At 49.5% G+C, this 14,045-nt stretch carries 14 protein-coding genes and 1 tRNA gene; 13 read left to right on the top strand and 2 right to left on the bottom strand.

All coding sequences use genetic code 11. From position 1 onward, the window contains the following. Positions 1-315: 315 nt before the first annotated feature. Positions 316-389, bottom strand: a tRNA-Pro gene (locus GGU45_RS17060). Positions 390-610: 221 nt separating this feature from the next. Here GGU45_RS17060 and GGU45_RS17065 point away from each other — a divergent pair. Genes GGU45_RS17065 through GGU45_RS17095 form a run of 7 tightly spaced genes read left to right on the top strand, consistent with a single transcriptional unit; the run spans position 611 to position 7,465 of the window. Continuing rightward, entirely contained in the window at positions 611-1,876 is a 1,266-nt protein-coding gene (locus tag GGU45_RS17065) for a dihydroorotase (protein ID WP_435226770.1), read from the top strand. A 10-nt stretch (positions 1,877-1,886) separates the two neighbouring features. Then, positions 1,887-2,366, top strand: coding sequence for a DUF4199 domain-containing protein (locus tag GGU45_RS17070; protein ID WP_435226771.1), 480 nt, complete (start codon positions 1,887-1,889; stop codon positions 2,364-2,366). Between the two features lie 2 nt (positions 2,367-2,368). Continuing rightward, positions 2,369-3,316, top strand: a complete 948-nt coding sequence (locus GGU45_RS17075; RefSeq protein ID WP_435226773.1) for a glycosyltransferase family 2 protein — start codon at positions 2,369-2,371, stop codon at positions 3,314-3,316. A gap of 27 nt (positions 3,317-3,343) precedes the next feature. Beyond that, positions 3,344-4,543: a glycosyltransferase gene (locus GGU45_RS17080; RefSeq protein ID WP_435226775.1), complete on the top strand. Its 1,200-nt coding sequence runs from the start codon at positions 3,344-3,346 to the stop codon at positions 4,541-4,543. Beyond that, entirely contained in the window at positions 4,527-5,549 is a 1,023-nt protein-coding gene (locus tag GGU45_RS17085; protein ID WP_435226777.1) for a GHMP family kinase ATP-binding protein, read from the top strand. The genes GGU45_RS17080 and GGU45_RS17085 overlap by 17 nt, the downstream gene beginning before the upstream one ends. A 2-nt stretch (positions 5,550-5,551) precedes the next feature. Beyond that, complete coding sequence (locus GGU45_RS17090; protein ID WP_435226779.1) at positions 5,552-6,130, top strand: D-sedoheptulose-7-phosphate isomerase; 579 nt, start codon at positions 5,552-5,554, stop codon at positions 6,128-6,130. Positions 6,131-6,184: 54 nt separating this feature from the next. Beyond that, positions 6,185-7,465, top strand: a complete 1,281-nt coding sequence (locus GGU45_RS17095; protein ID WP_435226781.1) for an HAD-IIIA family hydrolase — start codon at positions 6,185-6,187, stop codon at positions 7,463-7,465. Here GGU45_RS17095 and GGU45_RS17100 read toward each other — a convergent pair whose 3' ends face one another. Continuing rightward, positions 7,466-8,176, bottom strand: coding sequence for a tRNA1(Val) (adenine(37)-N6)-methyltransferase (locus tag GGU45_RS17100; RefSeq protein WP_435226783.1), 711 nt, complete (start codon positions 8,174-8,176; stop codon positions 7,466-7,468). It lies immediately after the preceding gene. A 104-nt stretch (positions 8,177-8,280) separates the two neighbouring features. On the opposite strand from GGU45_RS17100, the gene GGU45_RS17105 reads away from it, so the two are divergent. The 6 genes from GGU45_RS17105 (at position 8,281) to GGU45_RS17130 (ending at position 14,035) form a co-directional block, all read left to right on the top strand. Beyond that, positions 8,281-9,357 (top strand): NAD(P)/FAD-dependent oxidoreductase, encoded by a 1,077-nt coding sequence (locus tag GGU45_RS17105; protein WP_435226785.1) that lies wholly within the window; start codon positions 8,281-8,283, stop codon positions 9,355-9,357. 106 nt (positions 9,358-9,463) lie between these two features. Then, positions 9,464-10,075 (top strand): TetR/AcrR family transcriptional regulator, encoded by a 612-nt coding sequence (locus GGU45_RS17110; RefSeq protein ID WP_435226787.1) that lies wholly within the window; start codon positions 9,464-9,466, stop codon positions 10,073-10,075. A 26-nt stretch (positions 10,076-10,101) separates the two neighbouring features. Then, positions 10,102-11,340: a TolC family protein gene (locus GGU45_RS17115; protein WP_435226788.1), complete on the top strand. Its 1,239-nt coding sequence runs from the start codon at positions 10,102-10,104 to the stop codon at positions 11,338-11,340. A gap of 11 nt (positions 11,341-11,351) precedes the next feature. Beyond that, entirely contained in the window at positions 11,352-12,293 is a 942-nt protein-coding gene (locus tag GGU45_RS17120; protein WP_435226790.1) for an HlyD family secretion protein, read from the top strand. Next, positions 12,280-13,275: an ABC transporter ATP-binding protein gene (locus GGU45_RS17125; protein WP_435226792.1), complete on the top strand. Its 996-nt coding sequence runs from the start codon at positions 12,280-12,282 to the stop codon at positions 13,273-13,275. The genes GGU45_RS17120 and GGU45_RS17125 overlap by 14 nt, the downstream gene beginning before the upstream one ends. After that, on the top strand, positions 13,253-14,035 hold the full coding sequence (locus GGU45_RS17130; RefSeq protein WP_435226793.1) for an ABC transporter ATP-binding protein: 783 nt from the start codon (positions 13,253-13,255) through the stop codon (positions 14,033-14,035). Before GGU45_RS17125 ends, GGU45_RS17130 begins: the two co-directional genes overlap by 23 nt. Positions 14,036-14,045 lie beyond the last annotated feature (10 nt).

Consider the following 14,045-nt stretch of genomic DNA (forward strand, 5'->3'; position numbering starts at 1 on the left):
GTTTAAGTGTCGGGACGACTAGATTCGAACTAGCGACCCTCCCGCCAAAGCGGGATGCGCTACCGGCATAAAATCAAAAAGCCCAGCATTGCTGCTGAGCTTCTTTAAGTGTCGGGACGACTAGATTCGAACTAGCGACCCTCCCGCCAAAGCGGGATGCGCTACCGGCATAAAATCAAAAAGCCCAGCATTGCTGCTGAGCTTCTTTAAGTGTCGGGACGACTAGATTCGAACTAGCGACCCTCCCGCCAAAGCGGGATGCGCTACCGGCATAAAATCAAAAAGCCCAGCATTGCTGCTGAGCTTCTTTAAGTGTCGGGACGACTAGATTCGAACTAGCGACCCCTTGCACCCCATGCAAGTGCGCTACCGGGCTGCGCTACGTCCCGAACTGTTTTACCTCCGTCATACCGGGGTTATCGGAAGGGCTGCAAATATAATATATTTTCCCATTCCAAGTCAAAAGAAGGGCGGAACATTTTTACATTTTCCGTTTTCACCGGTTTTTAAGTTAATGACAGAAGAAATGGCCCTGATTTATACCCAAACATGCTAATAGATCCTGCATATTCCATTAAAAATCAGAAATTGACCTTATCTTCGCACCTTAATGAAAATGCTCATTAAGCAATCCAAGATCATCGACCCCACATCTTCTTTTAATGGTCGCACAGCTGATATCCTTATTGTAAACGGAATCATTCAATCCATTGGTAAAAATCTGAGCCCCAAAGGCGTTAAAACAATTGATGGCAAAGGTCTGCATGTAAGCCCGGGATGGGTGGACCTCTTTGCTGATTTTGCCGATCCGGGGTACGAGTACCGCGAAACACTGGCCAGCGGAAGCGCCGCCGCCGCCGCCGGTGGCTTTACCGACATTTGTATTGTGCCCAATACCAAACCGGCCATCGACCAAAAATCGATCGTAGAATACATCCGGGCAAAAGCCGCACCGCTGCCGGTAAGCATTCATCCGCTGGGCGCCGTTACCAAAAATACCGAGGGTAAGGAGCTGGCCGAAATTTATGACATGCGGCAGTCCGGCGCCATCGCTTTTACAGATGGCAAAAACGCCATCCAGTCTTCAGATATCATGGTAAAAGCCCTGCAATACATAAAACCCTTTAACGGGGTGCTGATCCAGTTGCCGGACAATAAAGATATTCAGCCTCACGGACTGATGAACGAAGGCATTACCTCCACAAGGCTGGGCCTGCAGGCCAAACCGGCCATAGCAGAAGAACTGCTGATTACCCGGGACCTGAAACTGGCCGCATACGCCGGATCCCGCCTGCACCTTACGGGCGTTACCACCGCAGCTTCCTTAAAACTGATAAAGGAGGCCCGGCAGAAAAAAACAAATGTGACCGTTTCCATAACGCCCGCACACCTGTTTTTTACAGAAGAAGATCTTCAAACCTACGATACCAACCTCAAGCTGAACCCACCCCTGCGCACGGCCGATGATCGCAAAGCCCTGCAAAAAGGGATTGTGGACGGCACCATCGACTGTATTGCCAGCCATCATATCCCCTACAATAAGGATCACAAAATGGTGGAGTTTGAATATGCAAAAAACGGCATGATCGGTCTGCAAACGGTTTATGCGGTGGGCAACACGGTGTTGCCAGAAGTGCCACAGGAACGTTGGGTAGAGCTCCTCTCTATCAATCCCCGCAAGATCCTCGGCCTGCCGGTACCCTCCATTGAGGAGGGAGCCACAGCTTCGCTGACGGTTTTCAATCCTTCCCAAAAATGGGAACTGACGACCGATGCAATTCGCTCACAGAGCAGCAATTCCGCATTTACGGGCAGGCCGCTTACCGGCAAACCATGGGGCATTGTACATAATAACCAGACGAATCTTTCAATTTAGTTCAGAACACATGATTTCAAACGCAACCAGGAAGGGGCTCGTAACAGGTATTCTAATGATCCTGGCAGGATTCATCCTGCAGCTGTCAGGAACGCCGGATAATTCGCCCCTGCATTTTATTGGATACCTTCTTTATGGAGCAGGAATTGTATGGGCAATGTACCGCACTAAAGGCAACAAAACATTTGGCGCCTTATTTAATGAAGGATTCCGGTGCTTTATAGTGGCCACCCTGCTAATGGTAGTATACACCTGGATATTCTGGGTGGCAAACCCAAAGAAAATGGATGAAGCGGTAGCCATGCAGAAAGAGGTCCAGCTGAAAACCCCGGGAGACCGGACCCCCCTGGAAATTGACCAACAGGCAAAGGATACCCGCAAATATTTTATACCGATGGTTATTGCAGGAACAGTTTTTGACTTCTTACTTATTGGCGTAGTTGTTACAACAGCTATAGCAGGCACCTTATCTTTGTCAAAGAAAAATTAAAAATGGATATTTCTGTAGTTATACCTTTATTAAATGAGGAAGAATCATTGCCGGAATTGGCCACGTGGATCAACAGGGTAATGCAGGAAAACCATTTCAGTTACGAAATCATTTTTGTAGATGACGGCAGTACGGATGACTCCTGGCAGGTGATTGGCCGGCTCCGTGAACAAAACCCGCAGATCAGGGGCATCAAATTCCAGCGCAACTACGGTAAATCGGCAGCGCTGAATGAGGCCTTTCGCGCGGCGCAGGGCGATGTAGTCATTACGATGGATGCCGACCTGCAGGACAGCCCCGATGAAATTCCGGAATTATACCGGATGATTAAGGATGACCGGTACGACCTGGTGAGCGGATGGAAAAAGGTACGGTACGATAATACCCTCACAAAAAACATTCCCTCAAAGATCTATAACGCCGCCAACCGCCGCATGAGCGGTATTCAGCTGCACGATATGAATTGCGGTCTCAAGTCCTACAATAAAAAAGTGATAAAGAGCATCGAGGTTTATGGAGAAATGCACCGCTACATACCCGTACTGGCCAAATGGGCCGGCTTTAGAAAGATTGGCGAAAAAGTGGTGGAACACCGCAAGCGTAAATACGGCGTAAGCAAGTTTGGCTGGGACCGGTTCATCAACGGGTTCCTCGATCTGCTGTCCATCACTTTCGTAGGAAAATTTTCCAAACGCCCCATGCATTTCTTTGGCGTATGGGGAATGCTGTTTTTCATGATCGGCTTTTTTTCCGCGTTGTACCTGGTTATTGCAAAGATCGTTAGCGCCGATTTTTCGATCACCAACCGCCCGGGTTTTTATATTTCCCTTACGGCTGTCGTTATCGGCGTACAACTCTTCCTGGCCGGGTTTATCGGGGAACTGATTTCACGAAACGCGCCGGGGCGCAATAGCTATTTAATTGAAGCAACTACGGGATTGGATTCATAGGCGGGTTTAAATTTTGAACAGGAACTGATGCCAAAAGTAATCATCATAGGACCAGCGCATCCCCTGCGCGGCGGGCTGGCCACCTTCAATCACCGGCTTGCAAAGGCATTTGCCGATATGGGACACGATTGCTCGATCTGGTCCTATTCGCTGCAATACCCCTCCTTTCTTTTTCCCGGGAAAACGCAGTATACCGATGAACCGGCTCCCGAAACCATTACCATTCATACCCGCATCAATGCCGTCAATCCCATTAACTGGATCAGGGTGGGCAACGATATAGCAAAAGAACAGCCGGATATTATAGTGGTACGTTACTGGTTGCCCTTTATGGGGCCTGCATTGGGAACCATTCTGAGAAGGGTACGGAAAAACAAAAGAACAAAAATCATCTGCATCGCCGACAATATCATCCCCCACGAAAAACGCCCGGGGGACGCCCCCTTCACCCGTTATTTTATAAAAGCCTGCGATGGTTTTATTACGATGAGCGATAAAGTAATGGCAGACCTGCGCAGTTTTACCCAAAAGCCGGCATTACAGGTATTACATCCCCTGTACGACAATTTTGGAACGCCTGTTTCCAAAACAGAGGCCCGCAATCATTTAAAGCTGCCGGCAGATGAAAAGATCATTTTATTCTTCGGATTCATCCGGAAATACAAAGGGCTGGACCTGTTGCTGGAAGCGGTTTCAAACATCAAACATCAAACATCAGAGATCAGTCCCGGTAGCGATCAGAAACCAGAAATCAGAAATCAGAAATCAGAAATTAAATTGTTGATCGCCGGTGAGTTTTACGAAGATGAAGCCGGCTATCAGACCCTGATCGACACCCTCGGCATCCGCGACCAGCTTATTTTGCGGACCGACTTTATCCCGGATGGCGAAGTACGGTATTACCTATGCGCGGCCGACCTGCTGGTACAGCCCTACCGCAATGCCACGCAAAGCGGGGTAACGCCCCTGGCCTATTACTTCGAAAAGCCAATGGTGGTTACCAATGTAGGCGGGTTACCGGCGCTGGTGCCGCATCTGAAAAGCGGGCTGGTAGCGGAGCCGGAGGCCGGTTCCATCGCAAACGCTATTGTTGAATATTTCCGATTAGGAGAAACCCACTTTATTCCACATCTTCGCACCGAAAAAGAAAAGTACAGCTGGGATCATCTGGTCAACGCCATTATTGACCTGGCTGGTAAATCAACAAAAAATGATTCACAGAAGTAAAGCGCCTTTAAGGATTGGGCTGGCAGGCGGGGGTACCGATGTTAGCCCCTATTGCGATGAATTTGGCGGCGCCATTCTGAATGCCACCATCTCGCTGAATGCGAATGCCACCATTGAGCGGACCACCGATGGCAAAATCACGCTGGAAGCGCTGGACCGGAACGAAACCGAATGTTTTGACCGGGCTTCTGTGCTGCCATTAAATGGAAAGCTTGACCTGCTGAAGGGTGTATACAACCGCATACAGAAAGATTACCCCTTTGCAACGGACGGCTTCCGCCTGAGCACGTATGTAGATGCACCCGCAGGATCCGGGCTGGGCACATCATCTACCTTGGTGGTAGCTATCGTAGGCGCATTTGTAGAAATGCTGCAGCTGCCCCTGGGCGAATACGATATTGCCCACTATGCCTACGAAATCGAGCGCAGCGACCTCCAGCTCGCCGGCGGGCGTCAGGATCAGTATGCGGCCACTTTTGGAGGCGTAAACTATATGGAATTTTACAGCAGCGATAAAGTGATCGTAAACCCACTGCGCATCCGGCAGCGCTACCTGGATGAGCTGGAAAACAACCTGCTGCTTTACTATACTTCCACCAGCAGGGAATCTGCAAAGATCATCATTGAACAAAGCAAGAACGTAACAGAAAAGAAAAGTCATTCCATAGAAGCCATGCATCAGCTCAAACAACAGGCCCAGATGATGAAGGAAGCATTGCTGAAGGGCCAACTGGATGAAATTGGCCGGATCCTCGATATTGGTTTTGAACAAAAACGTCGTATGGCAGCAGGTATCAATAACGAGCTGATTGATACCATTTATGATACCGCCAAAAAAAACGGGGCCTCCGGTGGAAAAATCAGTGGCGCAGGCGGAGGCGGTTTTATGATTTTTTATTGCCCCGGCAATACCAAATACGGGGTGCGAACCAGCCTGGACCAGTTTGGCGGCCAGTACCGCAACTACCAGTTTGTAAAACACGGATTAAAAACCTGGACAGTTTAGCTATGAATAATCAACTCAAATCCCTGGTGCAGGCTTCCATCGATGTTAAAAAACAGGTGCTGGAAAACGAGCCATTGCTGCAAACAGTAGCACAGGCGGTCAATGCCATTGTAACCGCCTTCCGGAATGGCAACAGCGTATACTTCTGCGGTAACGGCGGAAGCGCCGCAGATGCCCAGCATCTTGCAGCCGAATTCAGCGGCCGCTTTTATAAGGACCGCAAAGCCCTGCCGGCGGAAGCACTACACTGCAATACTTCTTACCTTACAGCGGTTGCCAATGACTACAGTTTTGATGTAATCTACTCCCGCATCATTGATGGTATTGGCAAAAAGGGAGATGTGCTCGTTGGACTCAGCACTTCGGGAAACTCACAAAATATCGTCCGGGCTTTTGAACAGGCAAAGGCAAAGGGTATGACCACCATCGGGTTTACCGGGGCCAGCGGCGGCATCCTGAAAACGACCTCCGATTTCCTGGTCAACATCCCATCCTCCGATACCCCCCGTATACAGGAATGCCACATGCTGCTGGGCCATAGTATTTGCCAGCTGGTAGAAGCACAATATTTTATTGAGTAAAACGGTTATCCCTGTTTACTATTCCCTATTCACCATTCCCTATTCACTACAATAATGCTTCAAAAACGTTTGGAAGGAAACTGGAACAATGCACAGGAGGCCATTGTGCTGGCGGGCGGATTGGGCACCCGGCTTCGAGAGGCCGTACCGGACCTGCCTAAATGCATGGCCCCGGTTGCGGAAAAACCGTTTCTTTACTATGTTATTACCCGGTTACGGCAACAGGGCGTTCAGAAATTTATTTTCAGTCTCGGCTATAAACATGAAGCCATCGAAGCCTGGCTTCAGCAAGCGTTTCCCCTGTTAACATACAAGGTTTGCGTGGAAGCAACGCCGCTGGGTACGGGCGGCGCCATCCGGCTGGCATTGCAGGAGGCCGAAGGAGAAAACGTATTGGCGGTAAACGGCGATAGTTTTTTTGCTTTTGATCTGAACGCAGTTCAGCAAACCCATATAGCTTCAAAAGCCGTATGCACACTGGCATTGAAGCAGATGCAGCACTTCGACCGCTACGGCGTGGTTACCTTAAATGAAGCCGGCACCATTACCAGCTTCAAAGAAAAACAGTTTTATGAAACCGGGCTGATCAACGCCGGCACTTACCTGATTAACAAAGCCGCATTTCTTCAAAAACCCTTCCCAAAAAAGTTTTCCTTTGAAAACGACTTCCTGGAAAAAGCGGTTGCCGAAGGCGGGCTTTCAGGCACTACCGGCGATGGATATTTTATAGATATCGGCATTCCGCAGGACTACCTCCGGGCGCAGTCCGATTTTGCACAAAAACCTTTTACATTAACCAAAATTGATAAGAGCTGGACACTATTCCTGGACCGGGACGGCGTGATCAACGAGGAAAAAGACGGTAGTTATATTTTTCATACAGGCGAATTCGTATTTTATCCCGGCGTACCGGAGGCTATCGGAAAATTTACGCGGTACTTTAAACACGTAGTCATTGTCACCAACCAGCGCGGCATCGGCAAGGGACTGATGGATGAAAAAGCACTACACGCCATTCATCAATTGCTCAGCGATGAAGTAAAGAAAAACAACGGGCATATACCTGCCATCTATTATGCCACAGCCGTAAACTCCACCGATTTTTTCCGGAAGCCCAACCCCGGTATGGCATTGGAGGCCGTTAAGGATTTTCCCGATATCGACCTCTCCAGATCCATTATGGTGGGCAATAATAGCTCGGATATGAAGTTTGGCCGCAGTGCCGGCATGCATACCGTGTTCCTGACCACTACCAACGAACCGATGCCGCTCCCCGATTTCGATATTGACCTGCAGTTGCCCGGCCTGACAACCCTGGCGGAACTGCTTCCCTGATCACAGGTGCAGATAGTAGGGTTGCAGGAGTGCTTTAAACTCCGGGGTATATTCGTTTTCTTTACGGATCACGATTTCCTCTTCCTGATAATCTCCTTTTCTAAGGGACCCACTTATCATTATCCGGAACGGCGCGTGTGTTTCGGTTTGCCGCACATAACAGCAGCGGTTCTTATATAAATCAAACGCCTTTAGCTGCGCCGCCAGCTCCTGCTCCCTTTTAGCCGGCAGCAGCAGAAAAAAAAGGCCATCCGCGGCCAGTTGTTTCCGGATAAAAGAAAGAAGATCCGGCAGGGACAATGCTTCGCTGTGGTGCGCGATATTCTTATTCAGTTTTCCGCCCTTCAGATCACCTTCATAAAACGGCGGATTACTAACAATAGCATCATAGGTACGATCAAAGACATACTCCAGCACATTACCCGGCATCAGCCGGACGCCGGTATGGAAGCCGCTTTGGGCAATATTTTCCCCGGCTTGTTTATAGTCGGGCTCCTGTATTTCAATGGCGTCGACCAGTCGGCTTCCGGCTTGTGCAATCATCAATGACAGCAGCCCCGTTCCCGCACCCACATCCAGAACCGTTTTAGTTTCATCCGTTAATTGGTGCGCCACCCAGGCCCCAAACAAACAGGCATCCGTGGTTACCTTCATCGCACAGCGATCCTGATGAATAACAAACTGCTTAAAACGGAAATACGGATTTGGCATACGCAAAGATGAAGAATATCCGGTAAAGACAAGCCATGGCCACTCAAACAGTAATTATCAATTACATTTGCGTTTAAGGCTGTTTGTTATAAACCCATAGATTAATGGATCACAGTATACAAAAAGTTATTATCATCGGCCAGGGCATCAGTGGCACTTTTCTCTCCTGGTTTTGTCACCAGGCAGGCGTTGACTTTATTCTTATTGACGAAGCCGTGCCCAATACGCCTTCAAAAGTGGCGGCCGGTATCATTAATCCTGTAACCGGGCGGCGTGTGGTTAAAGTATGGCTGGATGATGTCATTATTCCTTTTGCTGAAAATGCTTACAATGCAATGGGCGCCTTCCTTAACCTGCCTGCCATCACCCGAACCGCTATCATCGATTTCTTTCCCAACCCCTTTATGAAAGAAAGTTTCCTTAGGAGGCTTGCTCAAAAAGAGGACTATATTTCCCTTTTGGAAAACGAGGCGCCTTACACTAATTATTTCAATTACGAATTTGGTATTGGCCTTATTGAGCCCGCTTATATCGTGCACCTGCAGCAATTGCTTCCGGCCTGGCGTGCCTTTTTAAAACAACAGCACCGGCTCCTGGAAGAGCCGCTCGATTTTGGGCAGCTCCGGGTGGAAGGCGGCTCCGTTCATTATAAGGATCATACCGCAGACAAACTGCTGTTTTGCGATGGTGCAGCCGGGGCGGCCAATCCTTATTTTTCACTATTGCCCTTTGCACTGAACAAGGGCGAAGCACTGATCATCGAAGCTCCCGAACTCCCGCATGGTCACCTGTATAAAAAATCCATGTTGCTGGCGCCTATGGCAGAACCGGGGATATTTTGGGCAGGCACCAACAATATATGGGATTTTGAAAATGACAACCCTACAACAGATTTCCGGTATTCGACAGAACAAACATTAAACCAATGGCTGAAAGTTCCCTTTAAGATCCATGACCACAAAGCTTCGGTGCGCCCGGCTACCGTAGAGCGCCGGCCCTTTGCCGGCTTTCACCCCCTGTATACCAATATCGGCATTCTCAACGGCATGGGCACCAAGGGCTGCTCGCTGGCACCTTATTTCGCCCACCAGCTGGTGGAGCACCTGCTGCATCAGCAACCTTTACTTCCAGAGGCAGATATTGCCCGCTTTAGCAGGATCCTTAGCCGGAGTAACCCATAGTTAAAACAAAAATCACAGAGCAAAGAAGTTCCCGGTTTTAATCAGAATTAATCATTTGATTAAAAAATTTGTTTAAATTATTTTTTCTTCCCAACTTTGCCCTGAAATGGCAAAAAAGAAACAACAGGAAGCGCTGTCTTCCGAGGAGAAAATAAAGGAAGCCGCCCGGAAAGTATTTATGGAAAAAGGCTATGCAGCAACCCGTACAAGGGATATTGCAGAAGCTGCAGGTATCAACCTCGCCCTGCTGAACTACTATTTCCGCAGCAAAGAGAAACTGTTCGAATTAGTGATGCAGGAAAAACTAAGCAGCTTTTTTGGATTGATACTCCCCGTACTCCAGGATCCGCAATCCTCACTCGATGACAAGATCCATATCATTTCAGACCGCTACATCAGTATGCTGGCAGCCAACCCGGACCTGCCGCTCTTTGTGCTGAATGCCATGCGCAATGCCCCAAAAAAATTTGCAGCACTCTTAAAAGGGGTGGACCATGTGCTGGACTCCGCATTTGCCAAACAGCTGAAAGAACAAAACCCCAATGTAGCGCCGGAGCAACTCTTTATTAACATTATGTCGCTCTGCATTTTTCCCTTTGCCATGCGTCCGGGCCTGGAAGTGATTTCCCCCAAGATCGGAACACAGTTCCCTGTGCTTATGGAAGAGCGGAAAAAGCTGGTACCAAAGTGGATGCGTGCCATGTTAAAGGTAAAATGATTCAATCAAACAGTAAATATAAAAACATGAAACGGTGGACATCCTGCTTTATACTGCTGCTTCCCTTGTGGAGTTTGGGGCAGCCGCTCAGTCTGGATGACTGTTATCAGCTGGCAAGAAAAAATTTCCCTGCGATAAAAAAACAAGACCTGCTCCGGCAAAGCTCCCGTTACGCTATTGAAAACACGACCCGTTCCTGGCTGCCGCAACTGTCCGTCAACGGACAGGCTACCTATCAAACGGACGTTACAAAGATCCCGGTTGCAATGCCCGGTGTATCCGAGCTAAGTAAGGATCAGTACCGTATACAGGGCGAGGTAACGCAGGCCCTATACGACGGAGGTGTTGCCAAAAGCCAAAAGGAACTTTTAAAAACCGGCGGGGCCATGCAGTTACAACAAATCGAGATCAGTTTTCAATCGGTAAAGGAACGGGTTACCCAACTATTCTTTTCCATTCTGTTGCTGGATGCCCAATTGCAGCAGCAGGAAATTTATAAAAACAACATTGCTTCTTCCCTGGAAAAAACAAAGGCAGCTGCGCAAAACGGAGTCGCCGCTCCCGTCAGCGTAACCGAATTAAAGGCAGAGCTGATCAAAGCGGATATGGGTACAGCCGAGATGATTTCCGATCAAAATACCATCAGGGAAACGCTTGCACTGTTTATCGGAGCCCCTGTTCCGGCCCGCCTGGTACCGCCCGATCCTCCAGGTCCCGACACGGCCATTCGCCGCCCTGAGCTCCGGCTCTTTGATCTGCAGAAAAAAAATGTTACGCTCCGGGAAAAAGCGCTGACAACCGGCTGGGCACCCAGGGTTGCGGCCTTCATGCAGGCCGGCTATGGCCGTCCAGCGCTCAATGTATTGAAAAATTCGTTCGATGCTTTTGCTGTTGGCGGCATCCGGTTCAGTTTTCCGCTGGGTAGTTTATACACCTACCAGAACAATAAAAAAATAATGGAGCTCAACCGCAGGGAGCTGGAAGCAGACAGGGAAACATTCCTGCTAAACACAAAGGCCGCTTTAACAAAAGAAACCAATGCCATCAACAAATATACAAAGCTGCTGCTGCAGGATGACGAGGTCATTGCCTTAAGAACACAGGTCACGCGGTCCGCCGTGGCCCAGCTGGAAAACGGCGTCATCACCACACATGAATACATCACGCAGCTTAACGCCGAGCACGCGGCAAGGCAGTTAAAAAACCTGCACCAGGTACAATTGCTGAATGCCCGCATCACTTATCAAACAATTTCCGGATACTAAACAATACGCATATGAAATCATATTTTCTCAGTGGGCTTCTTTTGATCCTTCTTGCCTGCAACGGCAATAAAAAGGACTTTGACGCTGCGGGTAATTTTGAAGCGGATGAGGTCATTGTATCGGCAGAGCAGGCAGGCACAGTGCTGCAATTCGGGATCCGGGAGGGCGACCCGCTGCAATATCGGCAGGTGGTTGGCCAGATCGATGTTGCTTTACAGCAGCTCCAGCGCGAACAGACCCAGGCAAGCATCAGTGCTCTTCAGCAACAGGTAGTATCTCCCGCCCAGGAGATAGGTGTAGCACAACGCCAGCTAGCCGTTCAGGAGGCCATTTTGCAGAATCTGAACAAAGAGCGTCACCGGCTGCAAAATCTTGTTGCCGCCGCCGCCGCACCTCAAAAACAGCTGGACGACATGGAGGCCCGGATCATAGAAACACAGAAGCAAATGGCCGTTACCCGGCAGCAGATCAGCCTGTACAGCTCCAATGCCGCTACCCGCAACAGGACCATCCTCAGTGGAAGAGCGCCGCTCGAAAAAGCAAAAGCCCAAACACAATTACAGGTTGAACGGGGACAGATCATTAACCCCATTGCAGGTATTGTGTTAACCAGATATGCGCTGCAGGGAGAGATGGTCACCATCGGGAAACCCCTGTACAAGATCGCAAACCTTGATACGCTGACACTGAGGGCCTATATAACCGGCGATCAGCTGCCGGCTCTTAAACTGCAACAACCGGTTACCGTTCGTATAGACAATGGCAATAAGTCCTACAAAAACTACCGGGGCATTATAAGCTGGATCAGCGACAAGGCAGAGTTTACACCCAAAACGATCCAAACCAAAAATGAACGTGCCAACCTGGTGTACGCGATAAAAGTGACGGTCAAAAATGACGGCTATCTAAAGATCGGAATGTACGGTGAAGTGCTGTTTCATGAAAAAGGATAATTTATATACCACCCTGTCAGCAGATCCCGGAGATACGCCCATTATAGCCGACCACATAAGTAAAAGCTATAATAAGGGAGCGGTACCCGCGCTGGCTGATGTATCCCTGGCAGTAAAAAAGGGAGAGCTGTTTGGTCTGATCGGGCCCGATGGTGCAGGAAAGACAACGCTGTTCCGCATTCTTACAACCCTGCTGCCGGCCGACCGGGGACAGGCCAGGATATCCGGGTACGATGTTGTAAAAGACTTCAAACAGATCCGCCGCACGGTTGGGTATATGCCCGGCAAATTTTCACTGTACCAGGACCTGACCGTTCAGGAAAATCTCACTTTTTTTGCCGCGCTTTTTGGCACCAATGTGGCAACACAATACGAACTGATAAAGGATATTTACGACCAGATCGAACCCTTTAAAAACCGCAGGGCCGGCAAACTTTCGGGGGGAATGAAACAAAAGCTGGCGCTGTGCTGCGCGCTGATCCACAAGCCGGCGGTATTGTTCCTGGATGAGCCGACAACCGGTGTGGACGTGGTATCGCGAAGAGAGTTTTGGGAAATGCTGCAAAAACTGAAGCAACAGGGCATCACCATACTCGTATCCACACCCTATATGGAAGAAGCCGTATTATGCGATCGTATAGCACTTATTCAAGCCGGGCAGATCCTTAACATAGACACCCCCGCGCAGATCACCGGCGCCTTTCCGGAAACATTATACGCCGTTAAAGCAGCTTCCATCTACACGCTGTTAAAAGACCTCCGGTCCTGGAGCCAGACAGAAAGCTGCTACGCTTTTGGAGAATGGCTGCATGTAACGCTCCGGCCGCATGCAGGAGACGATCAGGCGCTTATCAGGGAATATGCGGAATCAAAGGCGCACCGGCAAGTAACCGTTCAACCCATTGCGCCTACTATCGAAGATTGTTTCATAAGACTGGCCACAACAAATTCATTACCGTATGAATCCCGCAATCAACCATAAACCGGCATCCCCTGCTTTAAGCAGCGCCGCCATTGAATGCCACGAGCTCACCAAGAAATTTGGCGATTTCCTGGCGGTGGACCGGATCAGCTTCAGCGTGAAACCGGGCGAAATCTTTGGCTTCCTGGGCGCCAACGGCGCCGGAAAAACCACGGCGATGCGCATGTTATGCGGGCTTTCCTACCCAAGCTCCGGCCATGCCACCGTAGCCGGCTTTGATGTATACCGGCAGCAGGAAAAGATCAAGCAGCATATCGGTTATATGAGCCAGAAGTTTTCCCTGTATGACGATCTTACCCCGCTGGAAAACATAAAATTCTTTGGCGGTATCTACGGTGTTCCGCTTAAGGTTATAAAGGAACGGAGCCGCGAGCTGGTGCAATCGCTGGGCCTGGAAAAAGAAGCTACCAAACTGGTAAGCGGCCTGCCGCTGGGATGGAAGCAGAAGCTGGCATTTGCCATCGCGCTGTTCCATCAGCCCCGGATCGTTTTTCTGGACGAGCCCACCGGGGGCGTAGATCCTGTAACCCGCCGCCAGTTCTGGGATATGATTTATGAAGCCGCCGAAAAAGAGGTAACCATTTTTGTAACCACACATTACATGGATGAAGCCGCCTATTGTGACCGGGTAACCATAATGGTAGACGGAAAAATAGAAGCGCTGGATACACCGGCCAACCTGATGCAACGGTTTGGCTGTGATAATATGGACGAAGTATTTTACCGGCTGGCCCGAACGGCCCGGCGCAAGGATCTTTAAAAGCAGCAGG

It is taken from the genome of Niabella hirudinis (assembly GCF_051201075.1).
Lineage (GTDB): Bacteria > Bacteroidota > Bacteroidia > Chitinophagales > Chitinophagaceae > Niabella > Niabella hirudinis.